We start from the raw sequence: 23099 nt of genomic DNA on the forward strand, positions 1-23099 counted from the left end.
CATGCTGCGCACCGCCGTTCTGAGCCTGCTGCTGGCGCTGTGCGGCTACGCAGCGGCAAGCTGGCTCACGCACGGCTTTCAGGTCTGGACCGACGAGGGCGCGCGCCGCCTGGAAGTGGCGCTGCAGCCCGTGGACGCGCCGCGCGTGGCAGTCGATGGCCCCGGAGTGGCCGCGCCCGACCTGCCTGCGCTGCTGGCGCAGGGCGGCGGCGTGACCATCGCCGACTTCATCTACACGCGCTGCCAGAGCGTCTGCCTGTCGCTGGGCAGCAGCTTCCAGCAGTTGCAGGCCGCGCTGCGGGCCGATGCCGAGGCTGGCCATTCCGCGAACGTGCGCCTGCTGTCGATCAGCTTCGATGGCGCGCACGACCGCCCGGCCGCGCTGCGCGCCTACGCCCAGGGCCTGCGGGCCGACCCGGCCCTGTGGCGCTTCGTGCGCGTGCCCGACGCGGCGCAGGAGCAGGCCCTGCTGCGCCGCCTGGGCGTGGTGGTGGTGCCCGACGGCCGGGGCGACTACGAGCATAACGCCGCGCTGCTGGTGTTCGACGCGCGCGGCCGCATGGTGCGCGTGTTCGACGTCGCCGAGCAGCAACTCGCGCTGGACTACGCGCGCCACCTCGCGCGGAGCGCGCCATGACGCGCGGGCCCCACTGCAACCCGCGCACCCAGGCCATCCTGGGGCTGGCCCTGTGCGCGCTGCTGGCCTGGCCCGCGCTCCGCCATGCGCTGGAGGCCAGCATGTGGCGCCACATGGTGCTGCAGTTCCCGCTGCTGATGGCGGCGGGCGCGCTGCTGGCGGCCGCGCTGCCGCCGCGTGCGCGTGGCGCCGTGGCGCGCTGGAACGCCCACGGCATCGCCGGGCTGGTGCTCGTGGCCTGTGTGCTGGCCGTGCTGATGGTGCCGCGCGTGCTCGACCTCGCGCTGCGCGACGGCACCATCGAGGCCGCCAAGGGTGCCGCGCTGGTGCTGGCGGGCGCGGCGCTGCGCCTGTCGTGGCGCGCGGCGGGGCTGGTGGTGCAGGGCTTCTTCCTCGGCAACATGCTGCCCATGACCGCCGTGGTGGGCCAGCTCTACATCGATGCGCCGCTGCGCCTGTGCAACGCCTACCTGCTCGATGACCAGGCCCGCCTGGGCCAGTGGCTCATTGCCCTGGCCGTGCTGCTGGCGCTGGGCTGGCTGGCGCAGGTGGGGTGGGTGATGGCGCGGCGCGAAGGCACGCTGCTGGCGCCGGACAATGCCTGATTGCTCTGTTTTCAGGAGCTGCCTGCGCTTGCTGGATGGGCGCTGGAGGCCGATTTCATTCAAATTGTCATGCGCTGTCCGGGCGCGGCGCCAGGTGGATGCCCGCCAGCATGCAGCGCACCGAGCCGCCCGCCAGTTCGATGGTGGGCACGCGCAGCGGCAGCAGCGTGGCGCTGCGTTCGATCACGGCCTTCTGCGCGGCCGTGAGGCAGGCAGCGGCCCGCTCGGACAGCGCCAGCAGCCGCCGGCCGCCATGCCCCGTGAGCTCCAGCGCGTTGCCAGCGAATTCGCCGATCTGGTGCGCGTCGAGTTCGATGACGTCGCGCCCGCTCTCGCGCAGCCGCGCGCGCACGGCCTCGCGGCGCTGCGGGTCGGCGATGAGGTCAAAGCCCCCGAGCGCGAAGTCGGTGCCCACGCAGAGCATCACGTTGGTGTGGTAGCAGGGCCGGCCCTGCGCGTCGGCGGTGGCGAAGGCCATGGGCTCGAAGTTGAAATGCGTGCAGAAGCGCTCCAGCGCCACCGGGTCGGCGCGGTGCGATTGCGCGGTGTAGGCGATGCGGCCGATGTGGTCCAGCACCATGGCGCCCGTGCCTTCGAGGGCCATGCCGTCGTGTTCCAGGCCCGAGTAGTCGATCACGTCCTGCACGCGGTAGCGGGCCTTGAGCATCTCGATGATGTCGCTGCGCCGCTCGCGCCGCCGGTTGGCGGCGTACATGGGGTAGAGCGCCACATGGCCGCCCGCGTGGGTGGAGAACCAGTTGTTCGGGAACACGGCGTCGGGCGTTTCGGGGTCATGGCTGTCGAACAGGTGCACGCGCACCCCGGCGGCTTCGAGCCGGGCGGCGGCCTCGGTCACCTCGGCATGGGCCTGCGCGGCCACGCTGGCGGCCGTGGCTGGGCGCTGGAAGGCGTTGTCGGCGGCGGTCTCGGGGTTGGGGTGGAAGTGGTGCGGGCGCACCATGGCGACGGCGGCGGGGGCTTGGAGAGAGGGCGGGGGCATGGTCTTGCGGTGGTGGGGGAGGGGTGCCCACGGAGGGCGGTGCAGGCATTGTGCGAACAGCCACTGCCAACAAAAAGACGGCAAACTGGTCAAATAGCTGCAAAAATTGGCGAAACGCCAGCGCACAAACGCACCATGACCAAGCTCGACGACACCGACCGCGAAATCCTCAGCATCCTGCGCGCCGACGCGCGCACTCCCGTGGCCACGCTGGCGCACAAGCTGCGCGTCTCGCGCGGCACGGTGCAGAACCGGCTGCGCAAGATGGAGGAGGGCGGTGTCATCGTCGGCTACACGGTGCGCCTGCGGCCCGACTCGGAGCCGCAGCGCATTCGCGCCTGGATGTGCATCGCCGTGGAGGGCAACGCCGCGCCCGAGGTGATCCGCGCGCTGCGCGGCGAGCCCATGGTGGGCACGCTGCACACCACCAACGGCCGCTGGGATATCGTGGCCGAGGTGCGCGCCGAAAGCCTGGAGGCCTTCGACGCGGCGCTGGGGCGCATCCGCCTCACGCCGGGCATTGCCAACACCGAGACCAGCATCCTGCTGTCCACCTACAAGGCCTAATACGGATTTGCCTTCAACCGTATAACGTCGTTGGTTTGCCTCGCCGTGCTACAGCACTGTCTTCGGCTTTCCGCCTAGTTATCCGATTGAATGCAAACCCGTATAAAACTCCTGGTGGCTCCCGTCGGGCAGCGCCAGCATGGTGCGTGCGCGCCCGGCCTGTTTGCCCGCGTAGAGCGCCAGGTCGGCGCGCTGCAGCAGGGAGTCGAGGCTGTCCTCACTGGGCAGGCGTTGGACCACCCCCGCCGTCATGCCCGCCACGATGCGCTGGCCCTCGTGCTCCACCGGGGTATCGGCCAGGCGCTGCGCCAGGCGCCGGGCGGCCTGGGCGGCGCATTGCAGGTCGGCGCCGGGCAGCAGCACGGCGAATTCCTCACCCCCCAGGCGGCCCACGGTGTCGATGCTGCGAAAGCAGCTGCCGCTCAGCCGGGCCAGGGTGCACAGCACCGCATCGCCCGCGGCGTGGCCGTACTGGTCGTTGATGCGCTTGAAGTGGTCCAGGTCGATGAGCACCAGCGACAGCGGGCTGGCGTCGCGCTGCGTGCGCGCAAGATCCAGCGCAAAGCGGCGGCTGAATTCGCGCCGGTTCACCAGGCCGGTGAGCGGGTCGGTGGTGGCCTGACGCTCCAGTTCGGCCTGCAGTTCGATGCGCTGGGCGATTTCGGCCTGCAGCGCGGCGTTGGTTTCGCTCAAGCGTTGGCGCAGGGCAAATTCCTGGCGCTGCACACGCTGCAGGCGCGCCGCCGCCACATAGCCCACCAGGGCGGGCAGCGTGAGCAAAAACGCCAGCCCCAGCAAGGTGGCTGGGGGCCGACCCAGCAGCACAAAGCTCAGCAGGCTGCCGACCACGCCAAACACGGCCACCGGCACAAAGACCACCACGCGCCCCGGCAGAAACAGGAACATGCAGAACTGCATGAACATCACCATGCCCACGGTCCAGATGCGCACGTCCTCGCGCACATGGAACAGCAGGAAATAGAAGGGGTAGCCGATGACGGCAATCCAGGCCACCAGCCGCCCATCGGTGGCCCAATGCGGCTGGCGGCGCAGCACCCCCGCAGCGCCCAGCAACAGGGCGGCCATCGCGCCGCGGTACGCCAGCAGTTGCCAGAACAAGGGGCTGGCAGCCCCCAGCACCTGCAGGTCGGGCAGGGCAAACAACAGCAGCAGACCCGCCCACAGCGCCAGGGCCACGCGCAGTTGCCGGGCCATGCTGTGCTGCACGCTGGTGCGGAAGGCATGTTCATCGGCAGGATGGATGAACTCGGCACGCCACGCAGAGAGGGCGGGAGTTGGCGGTGGTGCAGGGTGGGTGGGGGAGGCGGTCATGCGCAAATCCTGGTGCCAAGGGTATGACAGTTGGACCCTGGGCTGCCCCCGGAGAACCCCGATGGCCCTGGGATTCAATGTGCTATGGGGGATACCCAGATCCACCGTGTCAGAGGCACAATGGTGAAAAGAGCCACCGACCCATGCGTGATCACCTGAAATCGTTGTTGGGCCTGCCCGACGGACCTGAGGGGCTGGAGCCGCTGGGCCCCGGCTCGCAGTGGCACCTGCGTGGCTGGTGTGCGGAGTTCTCCGACCGGCGCACCGAGATGGGCTACAAGCAATATTGCCAGCATTTCACCGCGCACCAGCTTCTGCTGGCCCTGGGCATCTGGTCGCTGGTGCTGCTGCTGTTCGCCATTCCGGACTACCTGGCCATGGGTTGGTCTGCGCCCTTCCAGGGTTTGCTGGCCATGCGCGTCGGGGTGGCGTTGTGCGTGCTGGCATTGATGCGTGCCGTGGTGCGCAAGCCCTGGCTGGCGACCCAGGGCTTGTGGACTTCGGTGGTCGAACTCATTGGCCTGGCCAGTTTCATGCTGGTGTATGTGCTGCGGCCCGAGATAGCCATCTGGACCTATGCCATGACGCTGCTGATGCTGATCATGCTCTTCGTCTTTGTGCCCAACCGCCTGTGCTGTGCCCTGGCGGTTTCCTTGGTAGGGGCGTTGTTTACGCTGGCCATGGTCAGTCAAAGCCGCAGTTTGCAGACACGGGAGTTCGTGGTCCTGGGTTTGGCGCTGGCGCTGCCCATCGTGACGGGCTACGTCAGTGCCTGGCGCGTGCAGATGCTGCAGCGCCAGCAGTACGCCCTGCTGATGGCCGCGCGCGCCAGCAACGACCAGTTGCGCCAGGAGGTGGAGCAGCGCCGCGCCCTGCAGGAGGCGCTGCGCATCCAGGCCAGCATCGACCCACTGACAGGGCTGAACAACCGGCGCGAGTACGAAAAGCTCTTTTCCCGCGAAATGGCGCGCGCCCGGCGCGAGGGGCGCGCCATGTCGCTGGTGATGCTGGATCTGGACCATTTCAAACACATCAACGACGACCACGGCCATGCCGCAGGCGACGAGGTGCTGCGCTGCGTGGCGCAACTGTGCCGCGAGAACTTCCGCGAGGTGGACATCGCCGGGCGCCTGGGGGGCGAGGAGTTTGTGGTGCTCATGCCCCACACGGCACTGCGCGAGGCGGGCGAGGTGGCGCGGCGCTTTCTGCAGGTGCTGTCGGACACCGAGATTGCTTTCGAAGGCCTGCGACTGCGCGTGCAGGCCACCGCCGGAGTGGCCGAGCTGCAAGCCCACGAGGATCATCTCGAAACCCTGCTGCAGCGCGCCGACCACGCCCTGTACGCGGGCAAGCAGACCGGGCGCAACCGCGTGATGCTGGCGCTGCCCGACGGGCAGGTGCAGCACTACCAGGGCGGCGCCATGGCGCCCAAGGAACCGGGTGTTTGACGCCTTGCGGGGTCAGCGCCCGCCCAGCAGCGCCCGCGCCAACTCGGCAAAGCCAGCGCCGCGTTCGGCCTGCGTCACATGGCGCGGCAGGTGGTGCAGTTGCGGCACAAAGCGCGCAATGTTGGCCACGCCCACGCTGAGTGGAAAACGCTCGAACATCACCTGGTCGTTGGTCGAGTCGCCCACATAGACCCAGCGGTCGATCTCGGTGTCCAGGTCGCGCCCCAGCCGCTCGCGCACGATCCAGCGCGCGCCTTCCAGCTTGTTGTGCGCGCCAAACCAACCGTTGATGTGGATGCTGCTGACCGTGGCGTTCATGCCCGCCGCGCGCATGGTGCGCACCACCTGGTCGATGGCGTCCTGGGGCAGGTGGGTGAATTCGCTGTGGTCGATGGCAATGTCGGTTTCGCGGCCCGCCGAATCGGAGGCCCGGCGTGCGCCGGGCACCTCGCGCTCGATCTGGGCCAGCACCTGCTGCATGCGCGCAAAGTGGTGCGCCCTGGTGGCGGCGTCCTGCTGGTATATTTTTGATAGCGCCCTGCGCCCTGAATACGGGCGCTGCGGGCTGATTGGGCCTGAATCTTCTTCAGCCACTGGCACCAGCGCCACGGCCCCGTTCTCGGCCACGATGGCGTCCAGCGGCCAGGTCTGCGCAAACGGCTCGCTCCAGCCCACCGGTCTGCCGGTGATGGCGATCACCCGCAGACCTGCGGCCTTCAGATCGGCCAGGGCCTGCAGGGCATCGGGGGTGATGGCGCCCTCGGTGGTGAGGGTGTCGTCGATGTCGGTGAGCACGCCCACCAGGCCTGGGGGCAGGCGCAGTGCGCTCAGCGGCAGCATGGGCACGTTTTTCGCCCCTCAGTGCGAGTTGCTCAGGCTCAGCCCGGCGTGCTCGCGCAGCGGGTGGAAGTGGATCTTGGGAAAGCGCTCCTGCGCCAGGCGCACGTCGTAGGGGCTGGTGCACAGGTAGGCCAGGGTGTTGGCCGCGTCGTGCGCCAGGCGCAGGGGGTAGGCATTCTCGAACTCGCGCAGCTCGGCCGGCGTGTCGGCCGTGATCCAGCGCGCGCCCGTGTACTGGCAGCTCTCCAGGCGTACGTCGCAGTCGTACTCGGTTTTCAGGCGGTGCTGCACCACTTCGAACTGCAACTGGCCCACGGCGCCCAGCAGCATGTTGCCGCCGGCGTCGGGCTTGAAGACCTGGATGGCGCCTTCCTCGCCGAGCTCCATCAGGCCCTGCTGCAACTGCTTGGAGCGCAACGGGTTCTTGAGCACCACGGTCATGAACATTTCGGGTGCGAAGAAGGGCAGGCCGGTGAACTGCAGGTTGGGGCCGTCGGTGATGGTGTCGCCGAGCTGCACGCCGCCGTGCGTGGTGAAGCCGATGATGTCGCCCGCGTAGGCCTCGTCCACCGCTTCGCGGCGCTGGCTCATGAAGGAGACCACGCTGGTGGGGCGCAACTCCTTGGCCGTGCGTTGCACGCGCATCTTCATGCCGGGGGTGAACTTGCCCGAGGCCACGCGCACGAAGGCGATGCGGTCGCGGTGGTTGCTGTCCATGTTGGCCTGCACCTTGAAGACCACACCCGAGAAACCCTCGTCCTCGGGCTGGATGGTCTTTTCCTCGCGCTGGCGGTTCACTTCCTGGTAGGCGATGCGCGGGCCCGGCGGGGGCGACATGTCCACCACGGCGTTGAGCACTTCCATGACACCGAAGTTGTTCACGCCCGAGCCGAAGAACACCGGCGTGAGCTTGGCCGCGAGGAACTGCTCGTGGCTCCATGTGGTGGAGGCGCCCACGGCCAGCTCCATGCTCTCCAGGGCGTCGTCGAAGGCCTGGCCAAAGCGCGCACGCAGCTTGTCGGACTCGGAGAGCGGGATCACCTCGAAATCCTGCGGGCGCTTCTCGCTGCCGGGCTCGAACACCGTCATGCTCTGCGTGCGCAGGTCGATGATGCCGCCGAACGACTTACCCTGTCCCACGGGCCAGGTCATGGGGCAGCAAGGCATGCCGAGCTCGCGCTCCACCTCGTCGAGGATGTCGAGCGGGTCGCGCACCTCGCGGTCCATCTTGTTGACGAAGGTGATGATGGGCGTGTCGCGCTGGCGGCAGACCTCGATCAGGCGGCGCGTCTGCGCCTCCACGCCGTTGGCGGCGTCGATCACCATCAGGGCCGAGTCCACGGCCGTGAGCACGCGGTAGGTGTCTTCGGAGAAGTCCTTGTGGCCGGGGGTGTCGAGCAGGTTGATGACGTGGTCGCGGTACTGCATCTGCATCACCGACGAGGCCACCGAGATGCCGCGCTGCTTCTCGATCTCCATCCAGTCCGAGGTGGCATGGCGACTGGCCTTGCGGCCCTTGACGGCGCCGGCGATCTGGATCGCGCCCGAGAACAGCAGCAGCTTTTCCGTCAGCGTCGTTTTACCCGCGTCGGGGTGGGAAATGATGGCAAAGGTGCGGCGGCGCCGGGTTTCGGGGGCGTAGGACACAAGGAATTCCAGAAGGGAGTGCGCAGGGGACAGGACGCCCCGGCAGGCGTGCGAAAACGACAATTTTACCGGGCAGGCATTGTCAGGCCTCTCCGTGGGGCGGGCGGCGCTTGCGGGCCTTTGCCTTTATAATCGGCGCCTATCCGAGGAGCGTTGCAGCGCCCCCAGCACTGGCGGGGCGTGAGGCTCGGATCTGTTTCGCAACGACGCTCATCCACTTTCCGCGTGGTGAGCTTTTCCCCTTCCCCCGGCGAGTGGTTTTTCAAACATGCTTTGGAGCAAACCATGAACGCACGCGTCAACGCCCCCTCTGCCGACTCCGCCATCGCCGACATCGGCCTGGCCGACTGGGGCCGCAAGGAAATCCGCATCGCCGAAACCGAGATGCCCGGCCTGATGGCCATCCGCGAGGAATTCGCCGCCAAGCAGCCCCTGAAGGGCGCGCGCATCACCGGTTCGCTGCACATGACCATCCAGACGGCCGTGCTGATCGAGACGCTCAAGGCCCTGGGCGCCGACGTGCGCTGGGCCTCGTGCAACATCTTCTCCACCCAGGACCACGCCGCCGCCGCGATTGCCGCCACCGGCACGCCGGTGTTTGCCATCAAGGGCGAGACCCTGGTGGACTACTGGGACTACACCCACCGCATCTTCGATTTCGGCCCCAAGGGCAGCGAAGGCGAAGGCCCGAACATGATCCTGGACGACGGCGGTGACGCCACGCTGCTGATGCACCTGGGCAAGCGCGCTGAAAAGGACGCCTCCGTGCTGGCCCACCCCGGCAGCGAGGAAGAGCGCATCCTGTTCGCCGCCATCCAGGCCAAGCTGGCCGAGGACAGCACCTGGTACAGCCGCAAGAGCGCCCAGATCATCGGCGTGACCGAAGAGACCACCACGGGCGTGCACCGCCTCAAGGAAATGTCGGCCAAGGGCACGCTGATGTTCCGCGCCATCAACGTGAACGACTCGGTCACCAAGAGCAAGTTCGACAACCTGTACGGCTGCCGCGAGTCGCTGGTGGACGGTATCAAGCGCGCCACCGACGTGATGATTGCCGGCAAGGTGGCCGTGGTGGCCGGTTACGGCGACGTGGGCAAGGGCTCGGCCCAGGCGCTGCGCGCGCTGTCGGCACAGGTCTGGGTGACCGAGATTGACCCCATCAACGCCCTGCAGGCCGCGATGGAAGGCTTCAAGGTCGTGACCATGGAATACGCCGCGCCACTAGCCGACATCTTCGTGACCACCACGGGCAACCGCGACGTCATTACCTTCGAGCACATGAAGGCGATGAAGGACCAGTCCATCGTCTGCAACATCGGCCACTTCGACAACGAGATCCAGGTCGCCAAGCTCGAAGAGCACTGCCAGTGGGAAGAGATCAAGCCGCAGGTGGACCATGTGATCTTCCCGGACGGCAAGCGCATCATCCTGCTGGCCAAGGGCCGCCTGGTGAACCTGGGCTGCGGCACGGGCCACCCGAGCTTCGTGATGTCCAACTCGTTCGCCAACCAGACCATCGCGCAGATCGAGCTGTTCACCCACAGCGACTACTACGAGAACGGCAAGGTCTATGTGCTGCCTAAGCACCTGGACGAAAAGGTGGCGCGTCTGCACCTGAAGAAGGTGGGTGCGATGCTGACCGAGCTGACGGACGAGCAGGCCGCCTACATCGGCGTGCCCAAGCAAGGGCCCTACAAGCCCGATACCTACCGTTATTGATTTATTTGCTATTGAATTGATAGCTGTCAGCGCCCGTAATCAGGGCGTTAAAGCCATTTTTTGCTTATGAAAACCCAGCGTGCCGATGTTCTTCTGGTGGAAAAAGGGCTGGCCAGCACCCGCTCGCAGGCCCAGCGGCTGATTGCCAGCGGGGTGCAATGGCGCCTGGGCGCACACGGCCCTTGGAGCCGGGTGGCCAAGAACGGCGAAGAGATCCCGGCCCAGGCCGAACTGCAACTGCAGGACGCGGCCGAGGCGCGCTTTGTCTCGCGCGGTGGCCTCAAGCTCGATGGTGCGCTCGAATCTCTGGGCCTGGCGGTGCAGGGACTGCAGTGCCTGGACGTGGGCCAGTCCACCGGCGGCTTCACGCACTGCCTGCTGGAGCGTGGGGCGCGCCGCGTGGTGGGCGTGGACGTGGGCCACGGCCAGTTGCACGCGCAGTTGCGCCAGGACCCGCGCGTGGTCTGCCTCGAAGGCATCAACGCCCGTGCGCTGACGCCCGAGGCGCTGCAGGCGGCCTGGGAGGACACCTGGTCCGAACCGGCCCCTGCGGCTGTGGAGGACGATGCCGAGCCCGAAAGCCCGTACCGTTGGATGAGCGGTGACGGCGAGGTGACCGACTACGACGACAGCGACGATGTGAGCGACGACGACGTGGAGGCCGACCTGGCGCGCGAGCGCGAAGACGCCGCGCCGCCCGCCGCTGCGGGCGCCCGCCGCCGCCTCCAGGCCTGGGTGGGCGAAAGCACCGCGCCGGTGTTCGAGTTGGTCACGGGTGACCTGTCCTTCATCTCGCTCACGCTGGTGCTGCCTGCCCTGGTACCGCTGCTGGCGCCGGGCGGCCACCTGCTGATGCTGGTCAAGCCGCAGTTCGAACTGCAGCCCGGCCAGGTGGGCAAGGGCGGCATCGTGCGCGATGCCGCGCTCTACCCCGTGGTCGAGCAGCGCATCCGCGACTGCTGCGCCAGCCTGGGGCTGGAGGTGAGTGCGTGGATGGACAGCCCCATCAGCGGCGGTGACGGCAACCAGGAATTTTTTGTCTATGCGAGGAGGTCTGCATGAACGCAGCCAACGCCGCGCCGGCCGTCGTGCCGGCCGCCGTGCCGGTCAGTTTCGAATTTTTCCCACCCAAGACGCCCGAGGGCATCGAGAAGCTGCGCGCCGTGCGCCAGCAGCTCTACGCCCTGCAGCCCCAGTTCTGCTCGGTGACCTACGGCGCGGGGGGCTCTACGCAGGACGGCACCTTGCAGGCCGTGCAGGCCATTCTGGACGAGGGGCAGCAAGGGGCTTCGCATTTCACCTGCGTCGGTGCGTCGCGCGATTCGGTGCGCGAGAAGCTGGCGCTGTTCCAGTCCATGGGCGTGCGTCGGCTGGTGGCACTGCGCGGTGACCTGCCCAGCGGCTACGGCAGCATGGGCGAATTCCGCTATGCCGCCGATCTGGTGGCCTTCGTCCGCGCCGAGACGGGGGATCACTTCCACCTGGAGGTGGCCGCCTACCCAGAGATGCACCCGCAGGCACGCTCACCCGAGGCCGACCTGCAGGCCTATGCGGCCAAGGTCAAGGCGGGTGCCAACTCGGCGATCACGCAGTTCTTCTTCAACGCCGATGCCTATTTCCGCTTTGTGGACGAGGCGCGCAGGCTGGGCGCTGACGTGCCGGTGGTGCCGGGCATCATGCCCATCACCAACGCCAGCGGCCTGCTGCGCTTTGCCGACAGCTGCGGCGCCGAAGTGCCGCGCTGGATTCGCCTGCGCCTGCAGGGGTTGGGGGATGATGTGGCGGGCATCCGTGCTTTCGGCCTGGATGTGGTCACCCACCTGTGCGAACAACTGCTGGCGGCAGGGGCGCCGGGCCTGCATTTCTATACGATGAACCAAAGTACGGCGGTGCTCGAAATTTGCCGCCGTTTGGGGCTGGCAGGTGTTGGCACACGGTAACATTTCGTTTTTTTGCGTTGAGGGCACACCATGAAATCGGTTTGGGTCTGCATGGCTTTGGTGGGTGGCAGTTTGTGGGCAGGCGCCGCCAGTGCCCAGATGAGCTACCACTGCCGGGATTCCAATGGCAACAACTATGTGCTCTCGCGCCCCTGTCCGTCGGACATGCGCACCACGGCGGTAGTGGGTGGGCCTGCGCGCTCGTCGGGCTACTCTTCGTCGTCTTCCAGCAGCTATCGACCGTCTTCCCGCTCCTCCGGCGATGAGCCTGAGCACCACCAGTACATGAGCGGTCGCTGCCGATCCCTTCACCAAGCGATGCGCACGGCCAGCAGCCGAGGGCTGAAGTACGACGCCATCGAAGATCTGCGCAAGGAATACAGGCGAGAGTGTCGTGAGGAGGAAGAAGCAGCCTATTCCAAGCTCTCGACAGATAGCTATACACGCAAGAAAGAGCAGCGCGAGGAAGAAAAAGCGGCCCGCCTGGCTGACCAGGCCTCGCGTGAGCGTGAAGAACGCTTTTTGCAGCAATGCGCCGAGTCGCGCCGCATTCTGCACGCCAAGCAGGCGCGTACCGACCTGAGCGAAGGCGAAAAGGCCGATCTGCGCCGGTTCGAAGAAAACTTCATCGCGCGCTGCAAGCGCTAGGGCCTGTTCACACTATTTTTGCCAGTGCGAACACGGTGAAAACCGCGCCAATCTAGGCGCGGGACGACGCCAAGGCCGGGGCCCTGGTTCGTCGGCCTCTCGGGCCGACGAAAGCACATTTTTATCCCAGCGCCCCCTTTGCCTGGCCGCCTTGCCATTGCCGTGGCTTGGCGGCCGTGTCGCTGGTGGATTGAGGGTTTGGTGGTTCAGCATAAAAACTGTATATTCATACAGTTGTTTTTGCTGATGCCTGTCCATGTCCTTTACCACCCTTGGAGCTGTCCATGCCTTTGACCCCGGAGCCCTTCCCGGCCCCGTAGCTGCGGCTGTCTGGCGCGGGGTGGACATGATGGGAGCGGTGGCGCGCACTGTTCCCACCGGGTTTGGCGCATTGGATGCGCAGTTGCCCGGTGGCGGGTGGCCCACGCAAGCCGTGACGGAGCTGCTGCTGCCGCAGGCACTGCGGTGCGAATGGCGCCTGTTGGGGCCCGCGCTGCCTGCCTTGCTGCAAGAGGGTGGCCGCATTTACCTGGTGGCGCCGTCCCAGCCGCCGCACGCCGGGGGGCTAGCGCAACTGGGCGTGCCGCCTGCGCAGCTGGTGTGGGTGCGGGCCGTTGCGCCTTTGGAGCGGCTCTGGGCCACCGAACAAATCCTCCAGGCAGGGCCCGTGGGTGCCGTACTCGCCTGGCTCCCGCAGGCGCGGCCCGAGCAGATCCGCCGTTTGCAGATCCACGCACAGTCCTGCGATGCGCCGGTGTTCCTGTGCCGTCCTGAAGGTGCGTTGCAGCAGGCCTCGCCTGCACCGTTGCGCGTGGGGGTGACTTTGGGGCCGGATTGGGTGCTGCAGGTGCACATTCCCAAGCGCCGGGGCAGTGCGTTCGAGGGCGTGCTGCGTTTGGAGGCCATTCCCGGCAATCTGCAGCACATGTTGCCGCCGCGCCTGGGGTCTGCCGCTGCCACGGTACAGGCGCCGCTGGCCAAGGAGTTGTCCGATGTCCGCGCACTGGGTCGCATTGCTGCCCCTGCCACAACCCACAGGCTCCTGGCCCATTGACCCCATGGCGCTGGGCATCTGGGCCTTGCAGTTCACCCCCCGGGTGGCCCTGCAGGAGGGCGCGGTGCTGGCCGAAGTGTCTGCGTCTGCACGCCTGTTTGGCGGGTTGGAGCGGCTGTGCCAGTGCATGCAGCATGGCGCTGCCGAACTGGGTGCCTGCGTGGCCTGGGCGCCTACGGGCCTGGCGGCGCTGGCCCTGGTGCGCCATGGCGGTGGGCGGGTGCCTGAGGGGGGGCTAGCGTCGCGGCTCGACGCCCTGCCATTGCAGGCCATGACCGCTGTGGGCCAGCACCAGGCCACACTGGCACGCGTGGGCTGCCGCACGCTGGGGCAGGTGCGCCGCCTGCCGCGTGGCGGGCTGGTGCGCCGGTTTGGTGCTCCCTTGCTGGCTGCGTTGGACCAAGCCTACGGCCTGCGGCCCGAGGCGTACGACTGGATCACCCTGCCACCGACCTTTCAGGCCCGGCTGGAACTGATGGCGCGGGTGGAGCATGCGCCTGCCCTGCTGTTTGGCGCCAGGCGCCTGCTGGTGCAGATGGCGGGTTGGCTGGCCGCGCGCCATTGCGGCGTGCGGGCCTTCACCCTGCACTGGCACCACGATGCCATGCGCGCCCGGTCGGCTGGCGATGGGGGAGCGCTCACAGTGCATACCTCCCAGCCCACGCAAAGCGTGGAGCATTGCATGCGTCTGCTGGCCGAGCATCTGGCCCAGGTCGTGCTGGCCGCGCCGGTGGGTGAACTGGAACTGTCTGCCGACACGGTGGAGCCCTGGGCTGGAACCAACCACACGCTGTTGCCCGATCCCCAGCGCCAGGGGGAGGGCATCCACGCGGCGCTTGAACGCATCCAGGCCCGCCTGGGCCCGCAGGCCGTGTGTTTGCCTGTGCTCTGCGCGGACCACCGGCCTGAGTGGATGCAGCATTGGCACAGCGATCTGGCACACCGCCCGCGCCAGGCCACCGCAGGTTCCGGCATGCCGCTGCCCCCCTGGTTGCTGGAGGTGCCGCTGCGTCTGGAGGAGCGCCAGCACCGGCCGCATTACCAGGGGCCGCTGCAACTGCTGTTGGGGCCTGACCGTGTGGAGGGTGGTTGGTGGCACCGCAGCTGCCAGGGGAGCGATGCCCAGGCGCTCAACGTGCAGCGTGACTACTGGCTTGCCCGCAGCCCCCATGCGGGCTTGCTGTGGGTGTTTCAGCAGCGACTGGCGGGGGACCAGGCGGCGTGGTTCCTGCATGGGTACTTTGGCTGAGGCTTCGGCAATGAACACCCCCTCCCGATCACTGCCGGACTATGCGGAACTGCGCTGCATCTCGAACTTCACCTTCCTGCGTGGCGCGAGCCATCCGCACGAGCTGGTGGAGCGCGCCCACGCGCTGGGCTACCGGGCACTGGCCCTGACCGACGAGTGCAGTCTGGCCGGGGCCGTGCGCGCCCATGTGGCGGCAAAGGCCGTGGGCCTGCATCTGCTGCTGGGAGCGCAGTTTCGGGTGCAGCCCCGCGCTGCGGACGGTGCGCCTTGCGTGTTGGTCGTGCTGGCGCAGAACCTGCAGGGCTACGGCAACCTGTGCGCCTTCATCACCCGGTTGCGGCGCGCGTCGGAGAAAGGCGCCTACCACCTCGCGCAGGCCGATCTCACGGGTGTGGCACTGGCCGACTGTCTGGTGCTGCTGTGCCCTGAACGCCATTCCAACGACACGCAGCTGCTGGCCCTGGGGCGCTGGGCGCTGGGGCAGTTCACAGGCCGGTGCTGGGTCGGGGTGGAGCAGCTGCGGCGCCTGGATGATGAGCTCTGGCTGCACCGCCTGCGGGCCCTGTCGGAGCTGACGGCGCTGCCTCTGGTGGCGGTGGGCGATGTGTACATGCATGTGCGCTCGCGCAAGCCGCTGCAGGACGTGCTCACGGCCACGCGCATCGGCAAGCCGCTGACCGAATGCGGCCATGCCCTGCAGCGCAGCGCCGAGCAGCACCTGCGCACCCGGCTGCGCCTGGCGCACACCTTTCCCGCCGAGCTGCTGGCCGAGACCTTGCGTGTGGCGCAGCGCTGTCATTTCAGCCTGGACGCGCTGAAGTACCAGTACCCGGACGAGGTGGTGCCGCGCGGCCACACGGCCGCCAGCTACCTGCGCCAAATGACCTACCAGGGCGCGGGGCGCCGCTGGCCGCAGGGCATTGCCGCCCCGGTGCAGGCACTGATCGAGCACGAGCTGGCCCTGATCTGCGAGCTGCGCTACGAGCACTACTTCCTCACGGTGTACGACATCGTGGCCTTTGCACGTTCCCAGAACATTCTGTGCCAGGGGCGCGGCTCGGCCGCCAACAGCGTGGTCTGCTACTGCCTGGGCGTGACCGAGGTGGACCCGGCGCGCATGTCGGTGCTGTTCGAGCGTTTCATCTCCAAGGAGCGCAACGAGCCCCCGGACATCGACATCGACTTCGAGCACGAGCGCCGCGAGGAAGTGATCCAGTACCTGTACCAAAAGTACGGGCGCGACCGCGCCGCACTCACGGCTGCGGTCATCAGCTACCGGCCCAAGTCCGCCATCCGCGATGTAGGCAAGGCCCTGGGCTTTGATCTGGCCACGGTAGATGCCATCGCCAAGGGCCAGAAGTGGTTTGACGGCGCGGGTGTGCGGCCTGAGCGTTTCGCGGAGCTGGGTATCCCGGCGGACGATCTGGCCGTGCGCCAGCTCATCACGCTCACGCAGCAGTTGCTGGGGTTTCCGCGCCACCTGTCGCAGCACACGGGCGGCTTTGTGCTCACCCAGGGGCCGCTGTGCCGCATGGTGCCGGTGGAAAACGCCTCCATGCCCCACCGCACGGTGATCGAGTGGGACAAGGACGACCTGGACGCCGCTGGCTTGCTCAAGGTCGATGTGCTGGCCCTGGGCATGCTGTCGGCGATCCGGCGCGCACTCGACCTGATCGGCCTGCGGCGCGGGCAGGTGTTCCGCATGCAGGACATCCCGGCCGAAGACAGCGCCACCTACGACATGGTCTGCCAGGCCGACACCATTGGTGTGTTCCAGATCGAGAGCCGGGCCCAGATGGGCATGCTGCCGCGCCTGCGCCCCCGCTGCTTTTACGACCTGGTGATCGAGGTCGCCATCGTGCGGCCGGGGCCCATCCAGGGTGGCATGGTGCACCCTTACCTGAACCGGCGCCAGGGCAAGGAACCGGTCACCTACCCCAGCGAGGCGTTGCGCACCGCGCTGGGCCGCACGCTGGGCGTGCCGGTGTTCCAGGAACAGGTGATGCAGATCGCCATGCTCGCGGCGGGCTTCACGCCCGGCGAGGCCGACGGCCTGCGCCGCGCCATGGCGGCCTGGAAGCGCAAGGGTGGGCTGGAGAAGTATTACCACCGGCTCGTGGGCGGCATGACCGAGCGCGGCTATGCGCAGGAGTTCGCCGAAGCCATCTTCGAGCAGATCAAGGGGTTTTCGGAATATGGTTTCCCGGAGAGCCACGCGGCCAGCTTCGCGCTGCTGGTCTATGCCTCGGCCTGGATCAAGCGGCACGAGCCGGCGGCCTTCCTCGTGGCGCTGCTCAACAGCCAGCCCATGGGCTTTTACACGCCCAGCCAGCTCGTGCAGGACGCGCGCCGCCACGGCGTGGAAGTGCGGCCGGTGGATGTGGTGCACAGCGCTGTGGAATCCACGCTGGAGGATCTGCACAACACACCCGCCGTGCGCCTGGGCCTGCACCTCGTGCAGGGCCTGCCCGCGGCCAGCGCTGCGCGCATCGTGGCCGAGCGTGCCGTGGCGCCCTTCGATAGCACCGAGGCGCTGGCGCGCCGTGCACGGTTGGAGCAGCACGAGATGCGGCTGCTGGCCGCGGCGGGCGCACTGACGCTGCTTGCGGGCCACCGCCGCCAGCAGGTGTGGGAGGCCGCGGCCCTGCACGCCCCGCCCGCGCTGCTGCAGCACGCGCCGGTGGACGAGGCGTTTCTGGCGCTGCCCGCCGCGCCCGAGGGCGAGGAGGTGCTGTGGGACTTCGCCTCGGTGGGCCTGACGCTGCGCAGCCACCCCCTGGCCTTGCTGCGACCGCAGTTGGAGCGTTACCGGGCCCGAACCTCGGCACAACTGCAGCATGTGCGCGATGGGCGCTGGGTGCGCACCGTCGGCATGGTGACGCTGCGCCAGCAGCCCCCCACGGCCAAGGGCACGGTCTTCGTTTCGCTCGAAGACGAGCACGGCAGCACGCAGATCATCGTCTGGCGGCACGTGAAGGAGGCCCAGCGCCAGGCGTTGCTGGGCGCTCGCCTGCTGCTGGTGCAGGGGCGCTGGCAGCGTGAGGGGGCGGTGTGCAACCTCATCGCGCATCGGCTGTGGGATTTGTCGCCGCTGCTGGGTCGGTTGGCCACGCAGAGCAGGGATTTCCGGTAGGGCCGTGTCAGGCGGGAGTGGTCAGCCCCAGAAAACTGTCCAGCAGGTGGAAGTGGTCTTCAAACAACTGGTCTTCCATGGCTGCCAGTTGATCCAGCGGCACCCAGAGCGCCTGCTGAGCGTCGTCGCCGCCCACCACCGGCGGGAGCGGGATGTTGCCCAGGTCGAAATAGTGCCCGTGGGTGATGGTGCGGCCGCGCTGGCTGCGGTCCGGGTGGTCAAACACCTTGACCGCGCGCAGGGCGGCGCGCAGCGTGGCCTCGTCCAGAGGGCAGGCGGTTTCTTCCGAAAGTTCCCGCAGGCAGGATTGCCACAGTGTGTCGCGGGGTTCCAGAAAGCCGCCGGGCGCAGCCCACAGGCCCTTGCCGGGCGCCTGGCCGCGGCGCACCAGCAGCACATGGTTCTGGCAGCGCAGCACGGCATCGACCGTGACAAACACCGGAGGGTAGGGCGCTTGCGCCCAGGAGGCACGGTAGTCGCGCAATACGCGCCATTCCTCTTGCAGGGCGGCGTAGGCGGGCAGTGTCGCAAAGTCGTGCAGGAAGCGCAGGGTGCTGGGCGGCATGTCCTGGGCCAGAGGGGCCAGCGCCGCGCTCACCGTGCCAGGGGTGGCAGCCCAGTACGCATCGCGGATGGCGGTGGCGTCCATGCTGCCCTGGCGCGGCAGATCCAGCAGTGTCCACCCCGGAAAGCGGCGCAGGTAGTTGCTGCTGGCATCCTTGAAATGGCCCACCAGCGCCACCCGCTGTTCCGATGGCGTGGGCAGCATCCGGGCCATACCCAGGCGCACATCCTGCACCCAGGCGGGCTCGTCGTAGCGGTCACGCACCGGCAGAAAGCGCAGACGCTCGCGGTCGGCTGCCGGCAAGGCGTCGCGCAGCATGGCGGCGCGCTCCTGCCAGGTGAACGGGTTTTTCGGCGAGCGTGCCGCAAAGGCCGAGCCCAGGACGATGATGACTTCCCGGGCCTGCGCCAGGCCATGCTGCAGCAGTGCCAGGTGCCCGGCGTGCACGGGCTGGAAGCGCCCGATGAGGATGGCGGTGTCGTGCATGTTCAGCTACTTTACCGGGTGCGGCTGTCTTCACGGCCCGGCTGCTGCGCGCGGCGCTTGGGCTTTGTGGCTCCGGCCCGGCCCTGCGGGCCTTCGCTTCGCTGCGCGAAATGAGCCTGCGCCGCAAAGGCTGCCGAACCCGCTGACGCGGGTTGCCGGGCTTTACAGCCCGGCCGCTGCACGCAGCGCGGCTGCCTTGTCGGTGCGCTCCCAGGTGAACTCGGGCTCCTCGCGGCCGAAGTGGCCGTAGGCGGCGGTCTTGCTGTAGATGGGGCGCAGCAGGTCCAGCATCTGGATGATGCCCTTGGGGCGCAGGTCGAAGTGCTCCTGCACCAGCTTGGCGATTTCGTGGTCGGGGATCACGCCCGTGCCTTCGGTATAGACCGTCACGTTCATGGGCCGGGCCACGCCGATGGCATAGGCCACCTGGATCTGGCACTGGCGCGCCAGGCCGGCGGCCACGATGTTCTTGGCCACGTAGCGCGCAGCGTACGCGGCGCTGCGGTCCACCTTGGTCGGGTCCTTGCCCGAGAACGCGCCGCCGCCGTGCGGGCAGGCGCCGCCGTAGGTGTCCACGATGATCTTGCGGCCGGTGAGGCCACAGTCGCCCTGCGGGCCGCCGATGACGAAGCGCCCCGTGGGGTTGATGAGGTACTTGGTGTCGGCCGTGATCCAGTCCTTGGGCAGCACGGGCTTGATGATGTCTTCGATCACGGCCTCGATGAAGGCGGGCTTCATGTGCGTGCCGTCGCTCATCTCGGGGCTGTGCTGGCTGGAGAGCACCACGGTGTCGATGCTGTGGGGCTTGCCGTCCACGTAGCGCATGGTCACCTGGCTCTTGGCGTCGGGGCGCAGGAAGGGCATGCGGCCGTCCTTGCGCAGCTGGGCCTGGCGCTCGACGAGGCGGTGCGCGTAGTAGATGGGCGCGGGCATCAGCTCGGGCGTTTCGTCGCAGGCGTAGCCGAACATCAGGCCCTGGTCGCCGGCGCCGGTGTTGAGGTGGTCGTCGCTGGCATGGTCCACGCCCTGGGCGATGTCGTTGCTCTGCTTGTCGTAAGCCACGAGCACGGCGCAGCCCTTGTAGTCGATGCCGTACTCGGTGTTGTCGTAGCCGATGCGCTTGATGGTGTCGCGCGCCACCTGGATGTAGTCCACATGGGCATTGGTGGTGATTTCACCGGCCAGCACCACGAGGCCGGTGTTGCACAGCGTTTCGGCAGCAACGCGGGAGCGGGGGTCCTGGGTGAAAATCGCGTCGAGAATGGCGTCCGAGATCTGATCGGCCACCTTGTCGGGGTGACCTTCAGAAACGGATTCCGAAGTAAAGAGGAAGTCGTTCGCCATTTGAATAAACTCCAGTGTTGCGTTGTCTTGGGCGTTGCCCTGGCCGCTGGAGCCTTGGCGAACGCTTTAGCAGATTTGTTTATCGTCGCCCTGCAAGTTGCTCGGTTAACTCAGCGACTGTCATTCCATTTTAATGTCTTTCCTCTTCCGATTTTTGTCCCTGTGGCCTCTGTGGCTGCTCCATGGCCTGGGCGCTGCACTGGGCTGGGTGGCGTTCTGTGCATCGCCGACCTACCGGCGGCGCTTTCTGGCCAATGCGCAATTGGCGGGTTACCGCTTTGCGCAGGTGCGCGCGGCCGTGGGCCATGCCGGGCGCATGGCGGCTGAGTTGCCCCGGCTTTGGTTGGGTGCGCTGCCGGCATGCCGTTTTGAGAACGCCGAATGCGTGGAGCGCGCCTGGGCTGCGGGCAAGGGCATCGTGTTCCTCACGCCGCACCTGGGGTGCTTCGAGTTGTCGGTGCAGGCCGCAGCCCAGCGCTGGAGCGCTGCGCACGGCCCCATCACCATCCTGTACCGCCCGGCCCGTCAGCGCTGGCTTGCCGAGGTGATGCGCACCGCGCGCAACCGCCCCGGCGTGCAGGCGGTACCCACCGAGCTGATGGGCGTGCGCCAGATGATCAAGGCCTTGCGCCGGGGGGAGGCCGTGGGGCTGTTGCCCGATCAGGTGCCGCCCGATGGGCAGGGTCTGTGGGTACCGTTCTTCGGGCGTGCCGCCTACACCATGACGCTGGCCGCACGCCTGGCGCAGCAGACCGGCGCTGCCGTGGTGCTGGCGCGCTGCGAGCGTGAGCCCTGGGGCCGGGGCTACCACCTCTACCTGGAGGAACTGGCCACGCCCCTGTCCGACGTGCTGGAGCTGGCCGTGCAACAAATCAACCAGGCCATGGAACAGACCATTCGCCAGTGCCCACAGCAGTACCTGTGGGGCTATGCGCGCTACAAGCAGCCGCGCCCCCTGCTTCGGACCGGGGGGGAGGCATGAGCGCGCGCCGGGCCGTTCCCAAGCAAGCTCGCACCGCAGTGCGCAGCACGGAGGTTTCGCCATGAGCGCGCGCCGGGCCGTTCCCAAGCAAGCTCGCACCGCAGTGCGCAGCACGGAGGTTTCGCCATGAGCGCGCGCCGGGCCGTTCCCAAGCAAGCTCGCACCGCAGTGCGCAGCACGGAGGTTTCGCCATGAGCGCGCGCCGGGCCGTTCCCAAGCAAGCTCGCACCGCAGTGCGCAGCACGGAGGTTTCGCCATGAGCGCGCGCCGGGCCGTTCCCAAGCAAGCTCGCACCGCAGTGCGCAGCACGGAGGTTTCGCCATGAGCGCGCGCCTGGGTGTCTGGTTCATGCAGCAGGTGCTGGCACGCCTGCCGCTGCCCGTGTTGCGCGGCCTGGGTTGGGCCCTTGGTCGGGTGCTGTTTGTGCTGGCCGCCCCGCGCAGGCGTGTGGCGCTGCGCAACCTGGAGCTGTGCTTTCCGCAGGCCACGCTGGCGCAGCGCAAGGTGTGGGCGCGTGAGACCTTTGTGGTGTTCTGCCAGACCTGGCTGGACCGCAGCTGGCTGTGGGCGGCTCCGCGCAGCGTGGTCGAGCAGCGGGTGCAACTGACGGGCGCGCTGCACGAACTGGATGGCGACACGCCCACCATCATCTTTGCGCCGCATTTCTATGGCATGGACGCAGGCGGTCTGGCGTTGCCGCTGCGCACTTCGCGCGCGTTCACCTCGATTTTTTCCACCCATCCGGACCCGGATGTGGACGCCTGGTTCATGGCGGGGCGCCAGCGTTTTGGCGATGTGCGCATGCTCAACCGCAGCCAGGGGGTCAAGCCCATCATCTCGAATCTGCGCAAGGGGGGGCTGCTGTACCTGCTGTCGGACATGGATTTTGGCCGGGGCGAGTCTGTTTTTGTGCCATTTTTTGGTGTGCCCACGGCCACCGTGACCTCGCTCTCGCGCTTTGCCCGGTTGGGGCGGGCCAAGGTGCTGGGCATGTACACGCGCATGACGCCCACGGGCTACGTCGCCGAGCTCACCCCCGCCTGGGCGGATTTCCCCACCGAGGACGTGGAAGCCGATACCGCGCGCATGAACCGAGAGCTGGAGTCCGCCATTCTCACCATGCCGGGGCAGTACTACTGGGTGCACAAGCGGTTCAAGTCGCGGCCGGAGGGGGAGCCTTCGGTTTATCGGTGATATTGGCTTCTGGCGCTTATTGGGTAAGCGCTGGTAGCTATTGTTTTGATAGTTTCTGCTGTGGTTTTGGCTTTGCTGAGGGCGGCTGGCCGGGTCTCGTCCCGGCGGGCGAGGTACTTTTCTTTGCTTCGCCAAAGAAAAGTACCCAAAAGAAAGGCGACCCACAGTCTGCGACCCCCGCGCTACGCTACAGGGGCAAACCTGCGTTGGGGCGCTTGCGGGGTGCGCCGCATAACTCACTGCGCGCCTGCGGCGCTCCGTTCGGACAAATGCGGCGAGTCAGTTCACAAAGCATGCGCGCTTCGACGCGCATGCCCACCCCGCAAACGCCCCGCCGCAGGCGCAGCCAGAAGGGGTTGAAAAGAACACGGGCCATCGCTGCGCTCGGCCCCGAAGAACGCAGGCGCTGCGCGCTGCGCATGCCAGGCCAAGCGCAGCGATGGCACGGAACCTGCCAAGCCCTTCTGCCCGTGCCGAGAAGCGCAGGGCGTGGGGCGGGCGTGTGCCGCAGGACACACGCCTTCGAGGCCTGACTTGCTGCGGTTGTCCGAACGAAGCTGCGTAGCAGCGCAGTGAGTTCCGCAGCACGCCCCGCGAACGAGCATCGCAGGCTGCCCCCGCGCGCAGCGTGGGGGTCACGGGCAGCAGGGTCGCCCTTTCTTTGCTTACTTTCTTTCGGCGAAGCGAAAGAAAGTGAGTCGCCCGCCGG

19 protein-coding genes and 1 riboswitch are annotated in these 23099 nt (G+C 67.7%); of the genes, 13 read left to right on the top strand and 6 right to left on the bottom strand.

Going from position 1 to position 23099, the window contains the following annotated elements; all coding sequences use genetic code 11:
• Position 1: 1 nt before the first annotated feature.
• Together MJ602_RS11065 and MJ602_RS11070 are read left to right on the top strand one after the other, a co-directional pair.
• Positions 2–637, top strand: coding sequence for an SCO family protein (locus MJ602_RS11065; RefSeq protein ID WP_243020875.1), 636 nt, complete (start codon positions 2–4; stop codon positions 635–637).
• Positions 634–1242 carry a hypothetical protein gene (locus MJ602_RS11070; protein WP_243020876.1) on the top strand — a complete coding sequence of 203 codons (609 nt, stop codon included), beginning with the start codon at positions 634–636 and terminating at the stop codon, positions 1240–1242. Before MJ602_RS11065 ends, MJ602_RS11070 begins: the two co-directional genes overlap by 4 nt.
• Before the next feature lie 67 nt (positions 1243–1309).
• On the opposite strand, the gene ctlX is transcribed toward MJ602_RS11070, so the two are convergent.
• Positions 1310–2242 carry a citrulline utilization hydrolase CtlX gene (ctlX, locus tag MJ602_RS11075; RefSeq protein WP_243020877.1) on the bottom strand — a complete coding sequence of 311 codons (933 nt, stop codon included), beginning with the start codon at positions 2240–2242 and terminating at the stop codon, positions 1310–1312.
• 135 nt (positions 2243–2377) lie between these two features.
• On the opposite strand from ctlX, the gene MJ602_RS11080 reads away from it, so the two are divergent.
• The gene (locus tag MJ602_RS11080; protein ID WP_119965207.1) at positions 2378–2809 is read left to right on the top strand and encodes an Lrp/AsnC family transcriptional regulator; all 432 of its coding nucleotides are present in this window, start codon (positions 2378–2380) and stop codon (positions 2807–2809) included.
• A 78-nt stretch (positions 2810–2887) separates the two neighbouring features.
• Here MJ602_RS11080 and MJ602_RS11085 read toward each other — a convergent pair whose 3' ends face one another.
• Entirely contained in the window at positions 2888–4141 is a 1254-nt protein-coding gene (locus MJ602_RS11085; RefSeq protein WP_243020878.1) for a GGDEF domain-containing protein, read from the bottom strand.
• A 143-nt stretch (positions 4142–4284) separates the two neighbouring features.
• Here MJ602_RS11085 and MJ602_RS11090 point away from each other — a divergent pair, with 143 nt between their 5' ends.
• Positions 4285–5589: a GGDEF domain-containing protein gene (locus MJ602_RS11090; protein ID WP_243020879.1), complete on the top strand. Its 1305-nt coding sequence runs from the start codon at positions 4285–4287 to the stop codon at positions 5587–5589.
• A 12-nt stretch (positions 5590–5601) separates the two neighbouring features.
• Here MJ602_RS11090 and MJ602_RS11095 read toward each other — a convergent pair whose 3' ends face one another.
• Positions 5602–6429 (bottom strand): HAD-IIB family hydrolase, encoded by an 828-nt coding sequence (locus MJ602_RS11095; protein WP_243020880.1) that lies wholly within the window; start codon positions 6427–6429, stop codon positions 5602–5604.
• A gap of 18 nt (positions 6430–6447) precedes the next feature.
• Positions 6448–8076, bottom strand: a complete 1629-nt coding sequence (locus tag MJ602_RS11100) for a peptide chain release factor 3 (protein WP_243020881.1) — start codon at positions 8074–8076, stop codon at positions 6448–6450.
• A gap of 139 nt (positions 8077–8215) precedes the next feature.
• A riboswitch (S-adenosyl-L-homocysteine riboswitch) is annotated at positions 8216–8295 on the top strand.
• Between the two features lie 66 nt (positions 8296–8361).
• Between MJ602_RS11100 and ahcY the strand changes: the two genes are divergently transcribed.
• From ahcY to MJ602_RS11135, 7 genes are all read left to right on the top strand, one after another.
• Positions 8362–9795, top strand: coding sequence for an adenosylhomocysteinase (gene ahcY / locus MJ602_RS11105; RefSeq protein WP_243020882.1), 1434 nt, complete (start codon positions 8362–8364; stop codon positions 9793–9795).
• 66 nt (positions 9796–9861) lie between these two features.
• The gene (locus MJ602_RS11110; RefSeq protein WP_243020883.1) at positions 9862–10857 is read left to right on the top strand and encodes a TlyA family RNA methyltransferase; all 996 of its coding nucleotides are present in this window, start codon (positions 9862–9864) and stop codon (positions 10855–10857) included.
• Entirely contained in the window at positions 10854–11735 is an 882-nt protein-coding gene (gene metF / locus MJ602_RS11115) for a methylenetetrahydrofolate reductase [NAD(P)H] (protein WP_243020884.1), read from the top strand. The genes MJ602_RS11110 and metF overlap by 4 nt, the downstream gene beginning before the upstream one ends.
• A gap of 30 nt (positions 11736–11765) precedes the next feature.
• Entirely contained in the window at positions 11766–12383 is a 618-nt protein-coding gene (locus MJ602_RS11120; protein ID WP_162015279.1) for a hypothetical protein, read from the top strand.
• 256 nt (positions 12384–12639) lie between these two features.
• Positions 12640–13437, top strand: coding sequence for a translesion DNA synthesis-associated protein ImuA (imuA, locus tag MJ602_RS11125; protein WP_243020885.1), 798 nt, complete (start codon positions 12640–12642; stop codon positions 13435–13437).
• The gene (locus MJ602_RS11130; protein WP_243020886.1) at positions 13376–14686 is read left to right on the top strand and encodes a Y-family DNA polymerase; all 1311 of its coding nucleotides are present in this window, start codon (positions 13376–13378) and stop codon (positions 14684–14686) included. Before imuA ends, MJ602_RS11130 begins: the two co-directional genes overlap by 62 nt.
• 10 nt (positions 14687–14696) lie before the next feature.
• Positions 14697–17819 carry an error-prone DNA polymerase gene (locus MJ602_RS11135; protein WP_243020887.1) on the top strand — a complete coding sequence of 1041 codons (3123 nt, stop codon included), beginning with the start codon at positions 14697–14699 and terminating at the stop codon, positions 17817–17819.
• Between the two features lie 7 nt (positions 17820–17826).
• Here the strand turns inward: MJ602_RS11135 and MJ602_RS11140 are convergent, their stop codons facing one another.
• Together MJ602_RS11140 and metK are read right to left on the bottom strand one after the other, a co-directional pair.
• Entirely contained in the window at positions 17827–18870 is a 1044-nt protein-coding gene (locus MJ602_RS11140; protein ID WP_243020888.1) for a bifunctional nicotinamide-nucleotide adenylyltransferase/Nudix hydroxylase, read from the bottom strand.
• Positions 18871–19032: 162 nt separating this feature from the next.
• On the bottom strand, positions 19033–20214 hold the full coding sequence (gene metK / locus MJ602_RS11145; protein ID WP_243020889.1) for a methionine adenosyltransferase: 1182 nt from the start codon (positions 20212–20214) through the stop codon (positions 19033–19035).
• A gap of 133 nt (positions 20215–20347) precedes the next feature.
• On the opposite strand from metK, the gene MJ602_RS11150 reads away from it, so the two are divergent.
• Positions 20348–21196: a lysophospholipid acyltransferase family protein gene (locus MJ602_RS11150; protein ID WP_162015284.1), complete on the top strand. Its 849-nt coding sequence runs from the start codon at positions 20348–20350 to the stop codon at positions 21194–21196.
• Between the two features lie 321 nt (positions 21197–21517).
• Positions 21518–22390: a lysophospholipid acyltransferase family protein gene (locus tag MJ602_RS11155; protein WP_243020890.1), complete on the top strand. Its 873-nt coding sequence runs from the start codon at positions 21518–21520 to the stop codon at positions 22388–22390.
• Positions 22391–23099 lie beyond the last annotated feature (709 nt).

Source organism: Simplicispira sedimenti, assembly GCF_022760965.1.
In the GTDB taxonomy this organism is placed as follows: Bacteria; Pseudomonadota; Gammaproteobacteria; order Burkholderiales; family Burkholderiaceae_C; genus Simplicispira; species Simplicispira sedimenti.

Coding starts and splice junctions, on each gene's coding strand:
- ahcY (WP_243020882.1), top strand. CDS start 8,362: ATGAACGCACGCGTCAACGCCCCCTCTGCCGACTCCGCCATCGCCGAC.
- MJ602_RS11110 (WP_243020883.1), top strand. CDS start 9,862: ATGAAAACCCAGCGTGCCGATGTTCTTCTGGTGGAAAAAGGGCTGGCC.
- MJ602_RS11090 (WP_243020879.1), top strand. CDS start 4,285: ATGCGTGATCACCTGAAATCGTTGTTGGGCCTGCCCGACGGACCTGAG.
- MJ602_RS11120 (WP_162015279.1), top strand. CDS start 11,766: ATGAAATCGGTTTGGGTCTGCATGGCTTTGGTGGGTGGCAGTTTGTGG.
- MJ602_RS11085 (WP_243020878.1), bottom strand. CDS start 4,141: ATGACCGCCTCCCCCACCCACCCTGCACCACCGCCAACTCCCGCCCTC.
- MJ602_RS11095 (WP_243020880.1), bottom strand. CDS start 6,429: ATGCTGCCGCTGAGCGCACTGCGCCTGCCCCCAGGCCTGGTGGGCGTG.
- MJ602_RS11140 (WP_243020888.1), bottom strand. CDS start 18,870: ATGCACGACACCGCCATCCTCATCGGGCGCTTCCAGCCCGTGCACGCC.
- MJ602_RS11130 (WP_243020886.1), top strand. CDS start 13,376: ATGTCCGCGCACTGGGTCGCATTGCTGCCCCTGCCACAACCCACAGGC.
- MJ602_RS11135 (WP_243020887.1), top strand. CDS start 14,697: ATGAACACCCCCTCCCGATCACTGCCGGACTATGCGGAACTGCGCTGC.
- metK (WP_243020889.1), bottom strand. CDS start 20,214: ATGGCGAACGACTTCCTCTTTACTTCGGAATCCGTTTCTGAAGGTCAC.
- MJ602_RS11155 (WP_243020890.1), top strand. CDS start 21,518: ATGAGCGCGCGCCTGGGTGTCTGGTTCATGCAGCAGGTGCTGGCACGC.
- imuA (WP_243020885.1), top strand. CDS start 12,640: ATGTCCTTTACCACCCTTGGAGCTGTCCATGCCTTTGACCCCGGAGCC.
- MJ602_RS11080 (WP_119965207.1), top strand. CDS start 2,378: ATGACCAAGCTCGACGACACCGACCGCGAAATCCTCAGCATCCTGCGC.
- MJ602_RS11065 (WP_243020875.1), top strand. CDS start 2: ATGCTGCGCACCGCCGTTCTGAGCCTGCTGCTGGCGCTGTGCGGCTAC.
- MJ602_RS11070 (WP_243020876.1), top strand. CDS start 634: ATGACGCGCGGGCCCCACTGCAACCCGCGCACCCAGGCCATCCTGGGG.
- ctlX (WP_243020877.1), bottom strand. CDS start 2,242: ATGCCCCCGCCCTCTCTCCAAGCCCCCGCCGCCGTCGCCATGGTGCGC.
- metF (WP_243020884.1), top strand. CDS start 10,854: ATGAACGCAGCCAACGCCGCGCCGGCCGTCGTGCCGGCCGCCGTGCCG.
- MJ602_RS11150 (WP_162015284.1), top strand. CDS start 20,348: ATGTCTTTCCTCTTCCGATTTTTGTCCCTGTGGCCTCTGTGGCTGCTC.